This window comes from Caulobacter sp. Root487D2Y (assembly GCF_001427165.1).
GTDB lineage: Bacteria > Pseudomonadota > Alphaproteobacteria > Caulobacterales > Caulobacteraceae > Caulobacter.
This window is the reverse complement of record NZ_LMFD01000011.1, coordinates 148,847-167,753: the sequence shown is the minus strand read 5'-3', so window position 1 is coordinate 167,753 and position 18,907 is coordinate 148,847. Positions and strand designations below refer to the sequence as shown.

Annotated in this window: 17 protein-coding genes; 6 read left to right on the top strand and 11 right to left on the bottom strand. The window is 69.8% G+C overall.

Features of this window, described 5'->3' with window-relative positions:
• Window positions 1-16 precede the first annotated feature (16 nt).
• Both ASD38_RS16785 and ASD38_RS16780 read left to right on the top strand, forming a co-directional pair.
• Window positions 17-547: a GNAT family N-acetyltransferase gene (locus ASD38_RS16785; RefSeq protein ID WP_056461740.1), complete on the top strand. Its 531-nt coding sequence runs from the start codon at window positions 17-19 to the stop codon at window positions 545-547.
• Between the two features lie 225 nt (window positions 548-772).
• Complete coding sequence (locus tag ASD38_RS16780; protein ID WP_056461738.1) at window positions 773-3,505, top strand: hypothetical protein; 2,733 nt, start codon at window positions 773-775, stop codon at window positions 3,503-3,505.
• Between the two features lie 135 nt (window positions 3,506-3,640).
• Here the strand turns inward: ASD38_RS16780 and prfA are convergent, their stop codons facing one another.
• Complete coding sequence (gene prfA / locus ASD38_RS16775) at window positions 3,641-4,708, bottom strand: peptide chain release factor 1 (RefSeq protein ID WP_056461736.1); 1,068 nt, start codon at window positions 4,706-4,708, stop codon at window positions 3,641-3,643.
• Between the two features lie 173 nt (window positions 4,709-4,881).
• On the opposite strand from prfA, the gene ASD38_RS16770 reads away from it, so the two are divergent.
• A complete protein-coding gene (locus ASD38_RS16770) occupies window positions 4,882-5,394 on the top strand; it encodes a DUF1993 domain-containing protein (RefSeq protein WP_056439335.1) in 513 nt (170 codons plus the stop codon).
• Between the two features lie 160 nt (window positions 5,395-5,554).
• Here the strand turns inward: ASD38_RS16770 and ASD38_RS16765 are convergent, their stop codons facing one another.
• From ASD38_RS16765 to ASD38_RS16755, 3 genes are all read right to left on the bottom strand, one after another.
• Entirely contained in the window at window positions 5,555-6,043 is a 489-nt protein-coding gene (locus ASD38_RS16765; RefSeq protein ID WP_056461733.1) for a molybdopterin-dependent oxidoreductase, read from the bottom strand.
• A 111-nt stretch (window positions 6,044-6,154) separates the two neighbouring features.
• Window positions 6,155-6,943 carry a DUF3108 domain-containing protein gene (locus ASD38_RS16760; RefSeq protein ID WP_056461730.1) on the bottom strand — a complete coding sequence of 263 codons (789 nt, stop codon included), beginning with the start codon at window positions 6,941-6,943 and terminating at the stop codon, window positions 6,155-6,157.
• Window positions 6,944-7,014: 71 nt separating this feature from the next.
• The gene (locus tag ASD38_RS16755; RefSeq protein WP_056461727.1) at window positions 7,015-7,704 is read right to left on the bottom strand and encodes a LysE family translocator; all 690 of its coding nucleotides are present in this window, start codon (window positions 7,702-7,704) and stop codon (window positions 7,015-7,017) included.
• Between the two features lie 96 nt (window positions 7,705-7,800).
• Between ASD38_RS16755 and ASD38_RS16750 the strand changes: the two genes are divergently transcribed.
• Both ASD38_RS16750 and ASD38_RS16745 read left to right on the top strand, forming a co-directional pair.
• A complete protein-coding gene (locus ASD38_RS16750; protein WP_056461724.1) occupies window positions 7,801-9,183 on the top strand; it encodes an aminotransferase-like domain-containing protein in 1,383 nt (460 codons plus the stop codon).
• An 88-nt stretch (window positions 9,184-9,271) separates the two neighbouring features.
• The gene (locus tag ASD38_RS16745; RefSeq protein ID WP_056461721.1) at window positions 9,272-9,658 is read left to right on the top strand and encodes an OsmC family protein; all 387 of its coding nucleotides are present in this window, start codon (window positions 9,272-9,274) and stop codon (window positions 9,656-9,658) included.
• Window positions 9,659-9,683: 25 nt separating this feature from the next.
• On the opposite strand, the gene ispG is transcribed toward ASD38_RS16745, so the two are convergent.
• The gene (ispG, locus tag ASD38_RS16740; protein WP_056461718.1) at window positions 9,684-10,823 is read right to left on the bottom strand and encodes a flavodoxin-dependent (E)-4-hydroxy-3-methylbut-2-enyl-diphosphate synthase; all 1,140 of its coding nucleotides are present in this window, start codon (window positions 10,821-10,823) and stop codon (window positions 9,684-9,686) included.
• Window positions 10,824-10,955: 132 nt separating this feature from the next.
• On the opposite strand from ispG, the gene ASD38_RS16735 reads away from it, so the two are divergent.
• A complete protein-coding gene (locus ASD38_RS16735; RefSeq protein ID WP_056439321.1) occupies window positions 10,956-11,759 on the top strand; it encodes a hypothetical protein in 804 nt (267 codons plus the stop codon).
• A 177-nt stretch (window positions 11,760-11,936) separates the two neighbouring features.
• On the opposite strand, the gene ASD38_RS16730 is transcribed toward ASD38_RS16735, so the two are convergent.
• The 6 genes from ASD38_RS16730 to ASD38_RS16705 all read right to left on the bottom strand — a co-directional run bounded on the left by ASD38_RS16730 (window position 11,937) and on the right by ASD38_RS16705 (window position 18,700).
• Window positions 11,937-13,031, bottom strand: coding sequence for a helix-turn-helix domain-containing protein (locus ASD38_RS16730; protein WP_156390745.1), 1,095 nt, complete (start codon window positions 13,029-13,031; stop codon window positions 11,937-11,939).
• Window positions 13,032-13,211: 180 nt separating this feature from the next.
• Complete coding sequence (gene ptsP, locus ASD38_RS16725; protein ID WP_056439316.1) at window positions 13,212-15,476, bottom strand: phosphoenolpyruvate--protein phosphotransferase; 2,265 nt, start codon at window positions 15,474-15,476, stop codon at window positions 13,212-13,214.
• A gap of 201 nt (window positions 15,477-15,677) precedes the next feature.
• On the bottom strand, window positions 15,678-16,160 hold the full coding sequence (locus ASD38_RS16720) for a glycine zipper 2TM domain-containing protein (RefSeq protein WP_056439313.1): 483 nt from the start codon (window positions 16,158-16,160) through the stop codon (window positions 15,678-15,680).
• 158 nt (window positions 16,161-16,318) lie between these two features.
• Window positions 16,319-17,275, bottom strand: coding sequence for a DMT family transporter (locus ASD38_RS16715; protein ID WP_056461711.1), 957 nt, complete (start codon window positions 17,273-17,275; stop codon window positions 16,319-16,321).
• A gap of 213 nt (window positions 17,276-17,488) precedes the next feature.
• Window positions 17,489-18,142 carry a glutathione S-transferase family protein gene (locus ASD38_RS16710; RefSeq protein WP_056461947.1) on the bottom strand — a complete coding sequence of 218 codons (654 nt, stop codon included), beginning with the start codon at window positions 18,140-18,142 and terminating at the stop codon, window positions 17,489-17,491.
• A 96-nt stretch (window positions 18,143-18,238) separates the two neighbouring features.
• Window positions 18,239-18,700, bottom strand: coding sequence for a hypothetical protein (locus ASD38_RS16705; protein ID WP_056439305.1), 462 nt, complete (start codon window positions 18,698-18,700; stop codon window positions 18,239-18,241).
• Between the last annotated feature and the right edge of the window lie 207 nt (window positions 18,701-18,907).

Genomic DNA, 18,907 nt, shown 5'->3' with positions numbered 1-18,907 from the left:
CATTAAGTCTGCGCCCATGATCTTCGCCCCCGCCGTCGAATCCGAATTTCCCGCCCTCGTCGACCTGGTCAATTCCGCCTATCGCGGTCAGAGCTCCCAGGCCGGATGGACCACCGAGGCCGACTATATCGACGGCCAGCGCATCGATCTGGAGAGCCTCGAGCAGGATCTGGCCGGATCGCCGAACGCCGTGCTGCTGACCGCGCGCGACGAGCCGGACGGCCCGCTGCTCGGCTGCGTCTGGGTCGAGCCTGACGCCGACGTCCCCGGCGGCGACACCTGGTATCTGGGCATGCTGACCATTCGTCCCGACCTGCAGGACCGCCAACTGGGCCGCGCCCTGCTGGCCCACGCCGAAGCCCACGCCCAAGGCCGGGGCGCCAAGCGGATCCACCTGGGCGTGGTCCAGCTGCGCGACACCCTGATCGCCTGGTACCAGCGTCGGGGCTACGCCCTGACCGGCGAGACCGAGCCGTTCCCGATCGCCGAGCGGTTCGGCAAGCCGCGACGCGAGCTGTGGTTCGTGATGCTGGAAAAGACGCTCTAGGGTTCAACGCCCGGCGCGACCAGCCTCCAAGCCGATTGACCGCTCAACCCTGACAAGCATAGTCTTTATCTGGGGTTGAGCTTAGGGCGCATTTCCCGCCATGACGGAAGGCCGACGCGTCGCGCTCGCGCGACCGCGATCTGTCGCGCCGATCAGGCCGCCGAACCCTCCACCGGAAGACCACCCAGGCGAGCGATCATTCCCAGGACACAGAGGAGCAGCGCCATGAAAACGGGCGTCACGATCAGCAAGGTCATTCTCTGCACGACGCCCCATCTGGACTGGGACTGGATCCTGCCCTTCACCGCCCTCTGCTCGAACATCCCGCCGTACCGCATCGGCGAGTACAGCTACTTCAGCTCCACGGGCGGCGACGCCTTCACCATCTTCAGCCAGGCGACCGACCTGCTGGCCCCGAACGGGACGCCCGACCCCGCCTACTTCTATTCGATCTGCGAGATGGGTTTCCTGAAGGCGTTCACCGACGCCAATCCGCAGATCGCCGGCGTGCTGAAGCAGGCGGCCAGCAACCTCGAGATCCTGGGCGGCGGGATCACCTCGCCCGACAGCCTGCTGCCGCACGGCGAGGCCTTCATCCGCAACTATCTGACGGGCACGAGCTGGGTGCAGCAGGCCTATGGCCTGTTCCCCAAGCACGCCTATGTGCCCGACGACTTCGGCCACGACTCGCAGCTGCCGGTCATGCTGGCCGCCATGGGCTTGCAGGGCGTGGCCTTCGAGCGGGTGCCCGGCGGCCAGCCCACCAACATCCCGCCCCTGAAGGGCCAGGGTCCGTCGCCCGCCCAGTGGATGACGGACAACGGCACCGAGTTCGTCTGGGGCGCGCGCGACGGCTCCACGGCGATCGCCCACTGGCTGATGGCCGGCTACGGCCAGGGCTCCGGGCTCGACCCAAGCAACGCCCTCACCCAGATCCAGCTCTATATCGACGCCAACGCGCCGTCGTCGGTGACCCCGACCCTGTACGTGCCCGTGGGCACGGACTTCGCCTTGCCGACCGACACCGCCAGCTGCGTCGAGATCTGGAACCAGCAGAGCGGCTCGGCGGTGACCGCCGTCGCCGGGACGTTCGACGACTATATCCAGGCCATCGTCGGCAGCGGCCTGCTGGGCGCGCCGCAGGCTTTCCGCCCCCAGCCGTACTATTCGGGCTGCTACCAGACCCGGCCCCGCCTGAAGCGGCTGCACTATGACGCCACGCGCGCCCTGCTGGGGGCAGAGATCTTCGGCGTCATCGCCGGGGCGCGCAACGCCCAGACCTGCGGCGGCGCGTGGACGGTCGAGCTGCAGGCGCGCACCTCGGCCCTGCGCGAAGCCTGGCTGGGCCTGGTTCCCAGCACCCACCACGACTTCATCACCGGCACCGCGGCCGACTACGTCTATCGCGGCGAGCAGCTGCCGCGGCTGACCGCCGCCCGCACCGGCGCCAACGGCCTGCGCCGCGATGCGATGCGGGAAATCGCCGCCCAGGTCACGGCCGCGCCCCAGTCCGGAGAGCAGCCGGTCGTGGTGTTCAATCAGCTGGGCTTTGCGCGGACCGGCCTGGTCGAGCTGGCGGTTCCGCCGACCCAGAACCTCGCCGCCTTCTCCAGCGTGCGCACCCCGAACGGGAGCGTCCCGTTCCAGGCCGACGCCGACGGCGGCCTGCTGTTTCCGGCGACCTGCGACAGCCTGGGCTACACGACCTGCTACCTGTCCACCGACACCGTGCAGCCGACCACCCAGGCGACGATCACCACATCGGACGACGGGGCTTCCTACACGCTGGCCAACGCCCTGATCTCGGTGGACGTCAGCGCGGCCTCGATGTGGGCGATCGACACGATCCTGGATCTGCGGTCGGCCAATCCCCAGGCCAATGTGCTGGGCGGGACCTCCAACCAGGTCGGCTTCTACCTGGACGCCGACGGCAACAACTACCGCTACAGCTGCGAACAGGGGGCCTCGTATCCGCCCCTGAAGCTCGACACCAGCGTGACCACCGTCGTGACCGGGGCCCAGGTGCTGGAGACGGGGCCGCTGCGCGTGCGCCTGCAGGCCCAGCTCACCTGCACGGTGGCCGGCGCGGACTATCCCTATCAGCTGGAGTACCTGCTGGCCGCCGACGAGCCTTTCGTGCGCATGCGCACCACCGGCAATTGCCCGTTCGGCTATTCGGCGATGACGATGTTCGACCTGAGCGCCGAGGTCGACGTGATCGCCCAGGGCACGCCCTACCACTGGGACGACGCCCGCCAGGTCCGCTACTGGACGGGTCCGTCGATGCAGGCGACCCACGACTTCCTGATCCCGGAAAACACCTCGGGCGCGCCGCTCTGCGCGATCTATCACGGCGCCATGCCGGCCTGGGGCCAGGGCGACCAGAACAGCACGCTGCTGGTGGGGGGCCTGGCCCGCAATCCGGGCGAAAACTATTTCGGCTGGTGCCCCATCCCCGCGCCGCCCGGCGGCATCGATCCCGACGTCCATACGCTGGAGTATGCGTTCCGCGTGCCCACCGGGATCACGGTGGACAGCGACGGCAAGGCCGATCCCAGCGACGGCGCCCAACTGATCGAGGCCCTGGCCTACACCACGCCGCTGACGGCGCTGATCGCCCCGCCCAATTCGACCACCGCCCTCCCCGCCGCGATCTCCCTTGCCTCGGTGAGCGCCGCTTCAGGCGCCTCCACGCCGATCCTGACGGTCGCCAAGCCCTCGGAAGCCGATCCGGCCAGCCTGATCCTGCGCGTCTACCAGCCTTCGAACGCCAGCATGGACGTGACGGTGTCGCTGGCCGGGCTGCAGGCCCTGGGCGGCGGCGTTAACGACGCCAGCCTGGTCACGGCGCTCGAACAGTCGATCAGCGGGGGCCAGACCCCGACCGTGACGGGGGCCGACATCGCCTTCACCGCCGAGCTGGCGCTGGCGACGCTGAAAGTGGAGTGGTCGGCGTGAGATCACACCCACTTGCCCCCACCTGACCGCTTCGCGGTCTGTCCGCCCCCATAGGGGGCGGAGGACGAACGCGGCTCCTCTTCCCCCTAAGGGGGAAGACGGTCGCGAAGCGACCCGTAGGGGGCAAGTGGTCTCCTAGTAGCCCTCTTCCAGGCTCGCCAGCCGCGCGGCCTGATCCTCGGCGATCAGCGGCTTGATGATGTCGTCCAGGGCGTCGCCCTCCATCACCTTGGGCAGGTTGTAGACCGTCAGGTTGATGCGGTGGTCGGTGACCCGGCCCTGGGGGTAGTTGTAGGTGCGGATGCGCTCGGAGCGGTCGCCGCTGCCGACCTGGCTCTTGCGGGCGTCGGAGCGGGCGGTGTCGAGGGCCTCGCGCTGGATGTCGTAGAGGCGCGCCTTCAGGTTCTTCATGGCCCGGGCGCGGTTCTGGTGCTGGCTCTTTTCCGACGAGGTCACCACCACGCCGGTCGGCAAGTGGGTGATGCGCACGGCCGAGTCGGTCTTGTTGACGTGCTGGCCGCCGGCCCCCGACGAGCGATAGGTGTCGATGCGCAGGTCGCTGTCGTTGATCTCGATCTCGACGTCCTCGGCCTCGGGCAGCACCGCGACGGTGGCGGCCGAGGTATGGATGCGGCCTTGCGCCTCGGTGGCCGGCACGCGCTGGACGCGGTGCACGCCGCTTTCGAACTTCCAGCGGCCGAACACGCCGTCGCCGGTGACCGAGGCGATGATTTCCTTGTAGCCGCCCATCTCGCCCTCGGAGACGCTGTCGATCTCGACCTTCCAGCCCTGCAGCTGGGCGTAGCGCTGGTACATGCGGAACAGGTCGCCGGCGAACAGAGCCGCCTCGTCGCCCCCCGTGCCGGCCCGCACTTCGAGAATGGCCGAGGCGTTCTCGTCCTTGTCGCGCGGGGCCAGCATCAGGGCCAGCTCGCGCTCCATGACCGGCAGCTTCTCGTCCAGCGCCTGGATCTCGTCGGCGACCATGGCCGCCATCTCCGGATCGCCGGCCATCTCCTCCAGCTCGGCGCGCTCGGCGCTCAGCTTGGCCAGGGCCTGGACGGACTCGGCCACCGGGCGCAGCTCGGCGTGCTCCTTGGAGAGCTTGACGATCTCGGCGCCGTCGGTGGCCGCGCCCATGCGGGCTTCGACTTCACGGAAGCGGTCGAGAACTTGGTCGAGGCGGGCCTGGGGCAGTCGCAAGGGGGAACGTCACGCTGTGGGAGAACGGGCGGTCTCTCTACCGCTCCGGACGCGCCGCGTCACCCCTTGGCGGGCGCGGCGGGGCGGAGGACCTGTAAAGCGTCGCCTTGCGCCCCCATCTCCCGGTCGCGGCGATCTGATCCCCCGCGCCGCGCTTTCCCTCGGAGCTCTCCATGCCCCTGTCGATGCACCGCGCCTCCGTTCCCGTCTTCGTCCGCGCCCTGAAGGTGCTGGCCACCCTGCTCGAGAAGGGCGAGGCCCACGCCAAGGCCCAGGGCCAGAACCCGGACGACCTGGTCGGCGCCCGCCTGGCCGACGACATGCTGCCGCTGTCAGGCCAGGTCCAGCGCGCCTCGGACGCCTCCAAGGGCGCGGTGTCGCGGCTGACCGGCGTCGACGCGCCGGCCATGGCCGACGAGGAAACCACCCTGGCCCAGCTGAAGACGCGCGTCGCCGACACCCTGGCCTATATCGAAAGCGTCGATCCCAAGGCGTTCGAGGGCAGCGAGGAGCGCACCGTCGAGCTGAAGCTGCCCGGCGGGACCCTGACCTTCACGGGCGAGGACTATCTGCTGACCTTCGCCCTGCCGAACTTCTTCTTCCACGTGGTCACCGCCTACGACGTGCTGCGCCACAAGGGCGTGCAGATCGGCAAGCTGGACTATATGGGCCCGGTGCGGAGCTAGGGTTCAGCCCAAAGCCCACCCACCGTTGTCATCCTGGCCGAAGCGAAGCGTAGAGCCGGGACCCAGGTGAACCGCACCGCATCAGCCCAGTCGCCTGGGTCCCGGACAGCCTCTGCGAGGCTTCCGGGATGACAACAGATTGGGCGCTCCGACTGCTCCTCTACGGAACCGCCTTGACCTCCACCGACACCAGCGCCCGGGGCGAACGTCCCGGCCGCAGGTCGCCGTCGACGACCAGGCGGTAGGGCCCTTCCTTGGCGTCCAGCGGCTGGCCGTCCTTGCTGTCGGCGATGATCACCGGATTGGCGCGATAGATCGGGTCGGTCTCGCCCAGCGAATAGGTGCTGGTGAAGCCGTCCGCGCCCTTGGCGACCACGATCTGGTTCAGGTAGCGGCCCATCAGCCGGTCGCCCGACACCACCCCGGCCTGGCGCAGGGCCGCGTTCAGCAGCGCGCCCTCGTAGGTGATCTGTTTGCCGTGGGCGGTGAACGTCGCCTTGGCGCGCGGCAGGGCCTTCAGGTCGGCCGGCGTCAGCACCACGGAGTCGCGCCCCTCGACGGCGACCTTCAGGTCCTGGGCCAGGGCGGGCGTCGCGGCCCAGACGGCCATTGGGGCGATCAGGGCGGCGAGCAGAAGCGGCGGACGCATTTGGGGGGACCTCGTGTGGAGGCCCGATCTGGGGCCGATGCGCCCCATCGCACAACCCCCTCCCTTCCGCTCATCCCGGCGAATGCCGGGATGAGCGAATTTCAAAGGGACTCAATACAGCAGGGTTTTCCCGATCACCCCCGAGCCGTCCGGCAGCGGCGAGATCTGCTTGATCATCACCTGGCTGCCCTTGGCGAACCAGAAGCGGGTCACCGGCATTTCCGGGCGGTTGTAGTCGGCGGTGACCAGCCAGCACTCGACCTTGCCGCCGCCCGGCAGGTCCAGGGTCTCCGATCCGGCCACCTTGAACACATAGGCCGCCGGCGGGCCGCCGCCCGGGTGGGTGAAGACGATGCTGGCCTCGTAGCCCGCCGCCAGCGGCAGGGCCTGGATGAACTCCATGTCGGTCTCGAAATTGAAGCTGGGCTGCGGCGAGGCGACCTCGAAGTCCTTGGCCGCGTTGTCGGCCAGGTCCTTCAGGCCGACGATCTTGTCGGGTTGGAAAACGAAGCCCTCGACCTTGGTCACGCCGTCCTTCTGCGAGCGGCGGACATGGGTCAGGGGTCGGAAGGTGCCGACCTCGAACCAGCTGTCCAGCTGACGGTCCGACGGCGTGGCGCCCGCCCCGTCCCAGTGCTGGACGATGTGCATCCGGCGCTGGCCGTCCAGGTCCTCGAAGCGGACTTCGCGGGTCCAGACGTCGGCGACGCGGATCGTGTCGCCGGTCTGCTTGTAGCGCAGATAGCGGTGCACGCCGGGCTTGAGATTGGCGAAACGGGCCAGCGGCTGGCCGACCGGCACCGGGGTGACGGCGGCCTGCGCGGCGGTGGCGACGCCGCCGGCCACAAGCAGGACGGCGACCAGGGAGGCGGAAAGCGCGGTACGAACGGCGAGGGACATGGACGGCTCCGGATAAGGTGGCCGCACCAGAGCTCAACCGTCCGCCGACGCCTACTTAAGTTTCCGCAATCCTAGCCGTGCGACGACCAGCGCGGCGTGGACGGCAGGTCGGCCAGCAGGCGCGGGGCCTCCTTCGACGCGCCGGACTTCGACGCCTCAGTCGGCCGGGTCTCGACCACCAGCGGGTAGAGCGAGACCACCAGCAAGGCGGCCATGGTCAGGTTGAAGGCCCGCAGCACCGGCGGCCGGTCCAGGAAGCGCCGCATGCCCTGGCCGAACCCGGCCCAGGCGGCGCTGCACGGCGCGCCGACCAGCATGAAGGTCCCCGCCACGAAGAACACCCCGATCGTCGACCCCTCGGGCGTGTAGGTGGTCGCGGCGGTCAGGGCCATGGCCCAGGCCTTGGGATTGACCCACTGGAAGGCGGCGGCTTGCAGGAAGGTCATCGGGCGCGAGCTGGCGCCCTTGTCGGCGACGCCCTTGGCCGTGGCGATCTTCCAGGCCAGCCACAGCATGTAGGCGCCGCCCACCCACTTCAGCACCTCGTGCAGCGCCGGCCAGGCCCTGAACACCCCGCCCAGGCCCAACCCCATGGCCATCACCATCACGCCCAGACCGGCGCTGATGCCCAGGATGTGCAGCACCGTGCGGCGGAAGCCGAAGTTCGCGCCCGAGGCCAGCAGCATCATGTTGTTGGGGCCGGGCGTGCCGGCGGTGGCGAAGGCGAACAGGACGAAGGCGAGCAGCAGTTGGGCGGTCATGACGGACACTCCAGACGTGGAATGTCACGGTCATCTTGCCAATTGCATCATGAGTCAAAACCTATATTGTTCCAGTGACAATTTTGGAGAACGCCGTTGGCCGGCTGGACCCCCACCCTCTCGCCCGGCGACACGCCGCTGTATGAGCGCCTGCTGGACGCCCTGCGGGCCGACATCGCCTCGGGGGTCCTGGGGGACGGCGAGCGCCTGCCGCCGCAGCGCGACCTGGCCCATCGCCTGGGCCTGGGCCTGGGCACGGTGACCCGGGCCTATGTCGAGGCCGAGAAGGTCGGGCTGGTGCAGGCCCATGTCGGGCGCGGCAGCTTCGTGCGGGGGGCGACGGCGGCGAAGCCCGATCGAACCGGCGACGGCGGCCCGATCAACCTGTTCCACAACATCGCGCCCAGCGGCCCGGCGGACGCGCGTCTGGCCGATACGCTGACGCGTCTGCGCCGGCGGCCCGACCTGATCGAGCATCTGGGCTATTCGCCCTCGGCCGGGCTGGAGGTCCAGCGGCGGGCCGGCGCGGCCTGGCTGGAGCGCAGCGGCGGCCTGACCGGCGCGGACTGGACCCGGCTGGCCTGCACGGCCGGCGCCCAGCAGGCCCTGGCCCTGGCTTTCGGGGCGGTGGCGCGGCCCGGCGACACGGTGCTGTGCGAGGCCTCGACCTTCTACGGCGTCAAGGCGCTGGCCGAGCACGCCGGCTACCGACTGAAAGGCCTGGCCATGGACGCCGAGGGCCTGCGGCCCGACGCCCTGGACGAGGCCGCCGCGACCGGCGCGTCCAGAGTCGTCGCCATCCAGCCCACCCTGCAGAACCCCACCGGCCGGATCATGAGCGCCGACCGCCGCGCCCAGATCGTCGCCGTGGCCCGCAAGCGCGACCTGCTGCTGATCGAGGACGACATCTACGCCGTCTACGCGCCGAACGCCCCGCCGCCGTTCGCGGTGCTGGCGCCGGAGCGGACCTTTCACGTTTCGGCGGTGTCGAAGTCGCTGGCCCCGGGCCTGCGGCACGGCTTCCTGATCGCCCCGCCCGGCGGCCACATGGACCGGGTGCTGCGCGCGGTCCGCGCCCTGGCCTACGCGCCGCCGGCCTTCGGCGGCCTGATCGCCACCCAGTGGATCGAGGACGGCACGGCCGACGTCATCGTCGCCGAGGTGCGCGAGGAAATGACCGCCCGTCTGGTCCTGGCCCGCCAGATCCTGGGCGACGCCATCGAGACGCCGATGTCGGCCAGCGCCCCGCACCTCTGGCTGCCGATGTCGGAACTGGACGCCGAGCGCCTGGCCGGCCGGGCCCTGCGCGGCGGCGTCGAGCTGACCCCGCCGTCTGCCCCGGTCGTCGAGCCCGGCGCGACCACCGGCCTGCGGCTGTGCCTGGGCGCGGCGCGAGACCGCGAAGAGTTGGAACGGGGCCTGAGGATCGTCGCGGCGGCGGTGTCGGACGTGGACGAGCGTTCGCGTGCGGTGATCTGAAGGTTTCCGCCGATTTGTTCTAGCGCCTTCCGCGGAAGCGCCCGACACCATCGGGATCTGTTTCAAGACCCCAGCCAAGGAGCCGCCCATGGCGACCGCCACCGCCCGCATCGGCGACGCCCGCTACGCCACCGCCATCACCACCGGCCGCCACGCCCTGACGGCCGACGAGCCCGAACGCAACGGCGGCGCCGACGTGGGTCCCGCCCCGTTCGACCTGCTGCTGGCGTCGCTGGGCGCCTGCACCGCCATGACCCTGAAGATGTACGCCGAGCACAAGCAATGGCCGCTGGAGTCGCTGGAGGTGCGGCTGCATTACCATGGCGGCGAGACCCCGCCCCGGATCGAGCGCGTGCTGGTCCCGGCGGGACCGCTGGACCCGGCTCAGCGGGCGCGGCTGGCGGATGTGGCGGAGCGGACGCCCGTGACCCTGGCCATCAAGGGCGGAGTCCCGATCCAGACGTCGCTGGGATGATCCTCCCCCCTTGGGGAGGATCTAGTCATTCGGCCGCGATCGCCTCGGCGTCGGCCGCCGCCTTCAGCTGGGCCGCGCGCTGTTCGACCAGTTCGACGATGTGGTCGATCATGCCTTCGTTGGACTGTTTGTGGTCGGGCTTGCCGGCCATGTAGACCATGCCCGAACCGGCCCCGCCGCCGGTGAAGCCCAGGTCGGTCATCAGCGCCTCGCCCGGGCCGTTGACCACGCAGCCGATGATCGACAGCGACATCGGCTGGGAGATGTGGGCCAGCCGCGCCTCCAGCGCCTCCACCGTCTTGATCACGTTGAAGCCCTGACGGGCGCAGGACGGGCAGGCGATGATGTTGACGCCGCGGTGGCGCAGGCCCAGCGATTTGAGGATGTCGAAGCCGACCTTGATCTCCTCGACCGGGTCGGCGGCCAGGGACACGCGGATGGTGTCGCCGATGCCGGCCCACAGCATCGAGCCGATGCCGATCGACGACTTGACCGTGCCGGTGCGCAGGGCGCCCGCCTCGGTGACGCCCAGGTGCAGCGGGCAGTCGATGCGCTCGGCCAACTGGTAGTACGCCGCCACCGTCATGAACGGGTCCGAAGCCTTCACCGAGATCTTGAACTCGTGGAAGTCGTGATCCTGCAGGATGCGGGCGTGGTTCAGCGCGCTCTCGACCATCGCGTCGGGACAGGGCTCGCCGTACTTCTCCAGCAGGTCGCGCTCCAGCGAGCCGGCGTTGACCCCGATCCGCATCGAGCAGCCGTGGTCGCGGGCCGCCTGGATCACGTCGCGCACCCGGTCGGGCGAACCGATGTTGCCCGGATTGATCCGCAGGCACGCCGCGCCGGCCTGCGCCGCCTCGATGCCGCGCTTGTAGTGGAAGTGGATGTCGGCCACGAGCGGGACCTTGGCCTCGCGGGCGATGGTCTTGAAGGCCGTGGTCGAGTCGACGTCGGGGCACGAGACCCGGACGATGTCGGCGCCGGCCTCCTCCAGCTGACGGATCTGCTCCAGCGTCGCCTTGGCGTCGCTGGTCAGGGTGTTGGTCATCGACTGGACGGTGATCGGCGCGTCGCCGCCGACCTCGACATTGCCGACGCGGATCTTGCGTGACTGCCGGCGCTCGATCTGGCGCCAGGGGCGGAGGTGGGTGTGGTCTGCGGACATGCGCCCAATCTAAGGGGTTTGGCGCCAGAACCCAAGAGGTCCCCAAGAGCGTCACGTAAATGTCGCGGGCGCCACGATCCTGACGCGGGCGGGTGGTCTCTAGACCCATCCCGGGACGACCTTGGAGTTTCAATGAGCGGGCGACCGCAGCCGTACGACCCCCTGGTCCCGACGCCGGTCCGCCGTCGGCGAGCGAGGGTGGACGGCTTCATCGCCGGGCTGATCAGCGTCGCGGCCCATGGCGCGCTGCTGCTGGCCCTGTGGGCGGTGCGCATCCAGCCGCCGATGACCCCCGAGCCCGATCCGATCGTCGTGGCGCTGTACGAGCCGCCCCCTCCCCCGCCCGAACCGCCGAAGCTCGCGCCCGAACCGGCCGGCGATCCGGCTCCGGCCAAGCGCTCGCCGCCCAAGCTGCCCGTCCGCCCGCCGCGCCTGGTCCCGCCGCGGGAGGTCGAGACCCTGCCCGCCAAGCCGGCCCCGGCGCCCGTGGTGGTGGCCGAACTCGGCGAGGCCGACCTGATCGGCGCCGCGACCGCCGGCAGCGGATCCGGAGCCGGCGGCGCCGGGAACGGCCCGGGCGGCGGCGGTTGCGACATGGTGCGGCTGCTGCAGGACGCCCTGCGCAAGAACCCGCGCGTCCGCGCCGCCCTCGTCCAGGTCCACCCCGAGGCGGCGGCCAAGGGCAAGGCGGTGCTGGTCTGGAACGGCGACTGGGTGCAGAGCCCGGGCCAGGAGGGCAAGGGCCTGGCCGGAGTGCGCGAGCTGATCATGCTGGAGGTGGCGTTCGCGCCGAAGGCCTGCCGCGACGACCCGATGCGGGGACTGGTCCTGATCTCGCTCAGCGACGCCCCGGGGGCGCCGCGCCTGGCCCTGGGGTCACGCCGGTGGAACTGGTCGGACCTGCTGTTTGCGAAATCGGGCGGGCGACGGGGTTAGGGCGCGCCGCAAACCTAACCATCCACCCCTCTAACTCGCCGTCATCCCGGACCTTGTGCCCGGGACCCCTGGTTCAGCTGACGGTGAAGCGAAATGCCGCGCAAGCGCGCCACACCCCTGCCTTTGCGGCGGACAGAGGGGTCCCGGGCACAAGGCCCGGGATGACGGTTGGTGGGATTAGCCCTGCGGCTTCGGCGGTTGCGCCGCGACCGGAGCAGCCGGCGCCGCCGGGGCGGTCGTCAGCTTGCCCAGCGAGGCCGTCGGGCCGGGCATGCGGCTGGTCAGGGCGCCGGCGTTATAGACCTCGAAGGCGCCGGGGTCGGAAACCTCGGCGATCAGGCCGCCGTTGCGCGGAGCGCGGAACGCCTCGCCGGCCGCCATCCAGCGGCTGAAATAGATCGCGCCGCCGGCGTCGTGGACGGTCAGCGAGCCCGGCTTGCGGGCCTGCAGGATCAGGCCGGAGGCCTCGGCCGGGGCCGCGCCGTACATCGGGCCCTTGGCCCGGAACGGGGCGCCGACATTGAACACCTGGTTGGGATCGACGCCGCTCTTGGCCGCCTCGGACGCACGAGCCTTGGAGGCGGCGCTGACGGCGTCGGCCGAACCGCCGTTGGCGGCGGCGTCGTCGAGGCCGGGGGTCTTGTAAGGCTCGGGCGTGGTCGACTCGACCGGCGCCGGCAGCGGCGCGCCCAGCGAGACCGAGCCGGGCGCGGCGTTGGGATCGACCGGAACGGCGGCCGGCGTGTTGACGGCGGCGGTCGCCTGGGCCTCGGCCACCAGAACCGGCGGGGCGTCCTTGGCGATGGCGCGCTGGGCGACGTTCCACAGCACGATGGCGGCCACGATCAGCACGCCCAGCGCCAGGATCAGGCCCAGGCGCGGGTCGCGCTCGTGGCGCACGCCGACCGGGGCGCGCAGCGGCTCGCTGTCGTCGGGCACGTCCACCTTGAAGCGGGCCACGGCGGCGTCGCCGTCCAGGCCCAGCATCTTGGCGTAGGATTTCACGTAGCCGATGGTGAACGGGCGCGAGGGCAGCTCGTCCAGGCGCAGGTCCTCCAGCGCCTCGATATAGCTCAGGCGGATGCGGGTGGCGTCGGCGACGTCCTGCAGGGTCAGGCCGCGGAATTCACGCGCCGCGCGCAGGGCCGAACCGATGTCGACGCCGTGGTCGATCGAAGGCTGGTGCGCGGCCACGGGAGCGTCTTCACGCTCGCCGTCGGCGACCAGATGCAAGTGCGGAACCCTGCCCGTATCCAGCGGCATGGCTGCCATGAGACCCCAAATTTCGCGTCACCGGAGAATTCGACCCCACTAAGGAGAAGAACCCAGCAACCGCCCCACCCGTCCTAGCCGGGATTTGTTAATACTTTATGGTCGATATCAAAGTAAGTCGCCGGATTCAATACACTATAAAGCCGCGCTTGGTTAACCCCGCCATGTGTAGGCGGGGGTCTATATGGCGACGTAAAGCTTGCGCGCCAGGGTCTCGATCTCGCCACGGAGCGATCCGGCCGAGGTCTTGAGCAGGGCCTCGACGTTGCGCCGAGCGGCTTCACGGTCGCACGACAGCACCATCTGCTTGACCGGTCCGATGCCGGCCGGCGGCATCGACAGACGGTCGAAACCCAAGGCCAGCAAGGCGAAAGCCTCCAGCGGGCGCCCCGCCATCTCGCCGCAGACCGAGACCGGCGTGCCGGTGTCGGCGCAGGCCTGCTGGATGGTCTTCAGGGCGCGCAGGGCGGCGGGGGACAACGGATCGTAGCGGTCCGAAACCCTTGGATTGCCCCGATCGGCGGCGAACAAGTACTGCATCAGGTCGTTGGTGCCGACCGAAACGAAGTCGGTCATCGGCAACAGCGCGTCGAGATGCCACAGCAGCGAGGGCGCCTCGATCATCGCCCCGACGTCCAGGCGGGCCGGTTCTGGGCGGCCGCGCTTCAACGCCCAGGCGACTTCCTGGTCGACGAAGGCGCGAGCGGCGCGGAACTCGTCCACATTGGCCACCAGCGGGAACATGATCCGCAGCTCGCGTCCGCGCGCGGCCTTGATCAGAGCGCGGATCTGCATGCGCAGCAGGGCCGGGCGGTCCAGGCCCATCCGAATGGCGCGCCAGCCCAGGGCCGGATTGTCCTCGCGCTCCAGCTCCATGTACGGCAGAAGCTTGTCGCCGCCCAGGTCCAGGGTCCGGAAGGTCACCGGCATGCCGTCGGCGGCCTCCAGCACCTTTTCGTAGAGCGCGGTCTGGGCCTCGAGCCGGGGCATCTCCTCGGCGACCATGAACTGGAACTCGGTGCGGAACAGGCCGATGCCCTCGGCCCCGGTCTCGCCCAGGATGTCCAGATCGACGGCCAGGCCGGCGTTCATCAGCAGGGTGACCTTGTCGCCGTCCTTGGTGACGGCCGGCGTGTCGCGGATCCGGACGAACTCGGCCTTGCGTTGGGCGCGGACCTCCATCCGGGCCTTCAGCGCCTTGACTACGTCGGAGCGCGGCCGCAGCCAAGCCTCGGCGGTCTCGGCGTCGACCACCACCGGATCGCCCTCGCTGACCCGGTCGCGCAGACCGGCCAGGCGGCCGACGCAGGGGATGTCCAGGGCCCGGGCGACGATGCCGGCGTGGCTGGCGGCCGAGCCTTCCTCCAGCAGGATGCCCTTGAGCTTGGTGCGGTCGTACTCCAGCAGGTCGGCCGGCCCCAGGTTCCGGGCGATCAGGATCGCGTCCTCGGGCAGCACGCGCACGGCGTGGACGTCGCCCGACAGGTGGCGCAGCAGCCGGTCGTTGAGGTCTTCCAGGTCGTGCAGGCGTTCGCGCAGATAGGGGTCGCGGGCCTGGCCCAGGCGGGCGCGGTGCTCGGAGCGCACGCGCTCCACCGCGGCCTCGGCGGTCAGACCCGAACGCACGGCTTCCTGCAAGCTGCGGTTCCAGCCCCGGTCGTGGGCGAACATCCGGTAGGTCTCGAGCACCTCGTAGGAGGCGCCGACTAGGCCGTGCTGGCCTTCCAGCATCTCGTCGATCTGGGTCTGCAGCGCCTCGATCGCCCATTTCAGCCGGGCCTCCTCGGCCAGGGCGTCGTCGGACAGCAGCTGTTCGGGCGCCACCGGTTGCTCGTGCAGCACGGCCACGCCATAGGCCAGGCCCTCGGCGAAGCGCGTTCCCTTCAGCCGCTCGGGCTTGTGCGGCGCGATCTCGACGTCCTTGAGTTCGGTCAGGCCCAGCAGCTCGCCGGCGCTGACCATCTCGGCCAGGACCATGGCGATGATCTGCAGATCCTCGACCTCCTCCTCGTCATAGACCCGCTCGGTGCGGTTCTGGACGACCAGCACGCCGATCGTCCGGCCGCCGCGCAGCAGCGGCACGGCCAGGAAGGCGTGGTAGGGATCTTCGCCGGTTTCCGGGCGGTACGAGAAGGCCGGGTGGCTGGCGGCGTCCGACAGGTTCAGCGGCCGGCCCAGGCGCATGGTCTCGCCGACCAGGCCCTCGCCTGGCTTCATGCGGGTGACGTGGACGGCGTCGCGCGACAGGCCTTCGGTGGCGAACAGCTCCAGGTCGCCCGAGGCGCGGCGCAGATAGATCGAGCAGACCTCGGCGACCATCGAGATGGCGATGGTGCGCACCACCATGTCGAGCTTGGCCTGGGCGGGGCCGCCTCCGGCCATGGCCTCGCGAATCTGCCGAAGCAGGCTGCGTGGTCCCCGAACAGCGATCCCGGACGCCGCCATGTTTGCGCGCGCACTCCCCTATGTCCGATACGGCTTAGCCTGACAGAACGCGTCAGGGGTTAAAGAAGCCGAACGTCCTCAGGCGGGCTATAGCAGATTTCGCGCGGCGCACAGCGTTCGCTCGCGGTCAAATCGTGGTTCGCGCACGAAAAAGGCGCCGCCCCCGAAGGGACGGCGCCGGTCGTTCAGGCCGGAAGGCGGTTAGCGGCGCTGGCCGTAGTAGCCGTCGCCATACTGGCCGCCGTTGGAGCGGTAGCTGGTGTTGTAGCGGTCGCTGCGCTGGTCTCGGCCGTAGCGGCTGTCGTAGCCCGTGCGGCCGTAGGCGTTGCTGTACGACTGGCCATGGCTGTTGTTGTAGCCATAGCCGTTGCCGCCGTAGCCGCTGTTGTAGCTGGAACCGTAGCCGTGGCGGGTGTCGCGATAGCCGCTGGAATAGCGGTGATCGTGGTTGTTGCCGCCCGTCGAGGCGCCGAGGGCGGCCCCGGCGACGGCGCCGATGGCGATGCCGCCCTTGTCGCCGTCCGACAGCGCCGCGCCGGCGACGGCGCCGATCAGGGCGCCGATGACGGCGCGTTCGGTCTTGTTGCTCTTGTCGCCGGCGAAGGCGGCCGAGGCGGGCAGGACCAGGGCGCCGGTGACGGCCGCGGCGGCGGCGATCTTCGTGAACTTACCAAAGGTCTTCATGGCGTTGCTCCTTGCGAGCGTCAGGCCGGAAGAAGTCCGGTGCGGCGCTGTTGGAGCCTTTGTCGCATTCCGGCTTTGAACCCGATCTGAACGGTGATGTTCAGGTTGTGGTCATGTTTGCGGAACGGGTTTGGGACATGCCCACGGGCATGTCCTCGTCAGTGCACGCCGCTCTCGTCCGGTCGATGCAGATGCACCGACCACAGCACCCCGGCCAGCATCAGGACGATCGCCGTCGCCTCCAGCGGCAGCGGCCAGCGGGCTTCGTGCAGGAAACCGTAGATCAGGGCGAACAGGGTCTCGAAGACGATCAGCTGGCCCGACAGGCTGAGCGGCAGCAGGCGGCTGGCGGCGTTCCACAGGCCGTTGCCGATCACCGAGGCGCCCAGGGCCACGGCCAGGCTGACGCTCCAGAACAACACCCAGGCGTTCGGGACGTGCGGCGCGCCGCCGAAGAAGAAGGCCGGAACGATCAGCAGCAGGGACAGCAGGCCGGTGACCACCCCGGTCAGCAGCGACCATTCGTGACTGTTGAAGCGCGGCGTGGCGGCCAGGCGGCGGGCGTTCCAGACGGCGTAGGCGGTCCACATCACCAGCGCCCCGACCGCCGCCAGCAGGCCCAGCACCAGCCGCCCGACGCCCACGCCGCTGGCGGTCTGGAAGGCGGCGATGTTGATGCAGACCACGCCCGCCCCGACCATCAGCAGCGGCGCGGCCAGCCGGCGCAAGGCGACGCCTTCGCCCGGCCCCTTTTTGCTTTTTTGGGCGCCCACCAGGGTGATCGTGACCGGCAGCAGGCCGATGATCAGCGAGGCCGGGGCGACGCCGGCGATCTGCACCGACACCGCCAGGCAGACGTAATAGACGATGTTGCCCAGCAGGCTCAGGCCCGCAAGGTCGCGCCAGTCGGCCAGGGTAAGCCGCCCCAGCACTTTGCGCGCGCCCGGCGCCAGCAGCACCGCCGAGGCCAGGCCGTAGCAGAGATAGCGCCCGGCGGTCATCTGCAGCGGCGTGAAGGCGTGGAGCAGCTTGGGCGCCAGGAACACCCCGCCCCAGAACGCTCCCGCGACGAGGCCGCAGAGAAGTCCGATCGCAAGGCGCTGCTGTTGGCTCATGCCTGGGAGGTAGCGCTCCGGAAGGCTCGGCGAAAGGTCCCGGAGCCTTGGCGGGGATCCGGAGGCCTATCGACATTCAAGTTCGGTGAGTGGTCCTCGTCCTTCGACAGGCTCAGGATGAGAACCATTGTGCGGGACGCAGCGGTAGAAAACCTCGTCCTGAGCCTGTCGAAGGACGAGGTTTTCGCTTCCGAAGCCGAAGGTCGGTTCGCCCTACGCCGGGACCAGCGCCTCATCGTACGACACCGCCTGAGCCGCCAGGGCGCGATGGAAGGCCGGCCGGGCCTCGCAGCGGCGGACATAGGCGTCCAGCACCGGTATCGAGGTCACCAGGTCGGTGGTGCGCGGGATGCGCAGCACGGTGGTCATCATCAGGTCGGCGGCCGTGAAGCGGTCGTCCTCCAGATATTCGCGGCCGTCCAGCCAGGCGGCCAGGCCCTCCAGGCGCTTGGCCGCGAAGGCCAGGGCGCCCGGGCGGCGTTCCTTGGCCCAGGCCTGGTCGGCGAAGAACAGGTCGATGTGGAGCAGGTTCTCCAGGGCCGGCTCGACCGAGTTGAGGGCCGCGAACAGCCAGGTGTTCATCCGCAGTCGTCCCTGGGGATCCACGGGCGCCAGGGCCAGGGAACGGTCGGCGATGTGCTGCACGATCGCGCCGGTCTCGAACATCACGAAGTCGCCGTCCTGGAAGATCGGCACCTGGCCGAACGGCTGCAGGGCGCGATAGGCGGCGGTGTCCTTGTCGGTCAGCTGCAGCAGCCGCGCGGTGTAGGGAATGCCCGCCTCTTCCAGCGCCCACCGCACGCGCAGATCGCGCACCAGACCTCGGGCGAAGGGCGGAACCCAGGCGAAAGCACTGACCGTGATCATCTTCATGCTCCTCGTGACGAGGCCCCCGCGGGGCCTTCGAGGAGAAGTCGCGCCAGGCGGCGCGATTTCGACAGGGAGCATGGAAAATTCTGGAGATCAGCCGTGGCCCGGCAGCGCCAGCGGCTCGCTGATCGCCTCGACCAGTTGCTTGGCCTGCTCGACCGCGCCGTCGATGTCGCGCTCGATGAACGCGACCTCGGCGTCCGTCAGCGGATGCGGGGCGGCGATCACCTCGCGCAGATAGGCGCGCTTCTCGGGTTCGGTCATGGTCCACCAGCCGACGGTGTGGCCTTCCTCGATCACCGCGTCGCCCATGGCCAGCAGGTCGTCCTCGTCGAAGATCGGCCGGCCGGGCTGCTCGGGGAACCACTGGCCGTCGTCGGGCAGGAACTGGTCCAACTGCTTGAGCAGGGCGGCCAGCCAGGGGCTGACCAGCAGGGGCTTTTCGTAGCCGTCGCCGAACTTGGCGCGCAGCAGCAGGTCGTACAGCAGATCCAGCCCGGCATCGCCCTCGAAGGTGACGGACTTCTTCTCGGGATCGAAATGGAAGACCGACATGGAGACTCCTGGGGGGGGACGCTTCGACGTCATAACGTCCGAAGGCGACGTTTTGCTTACGGCGTAACGCCCCCTCCGTCACGCTGCGTATTCGCAGCGCGCCACCTCCCCCGCGTTGCGGGTGAGGAGGAACAAGGCGATCTTCTCCTCCCCCGTGCAACGGGGAGGTGGCCGCGAAGCGGACGGAGGGGGCGTTCCTCCGACAGA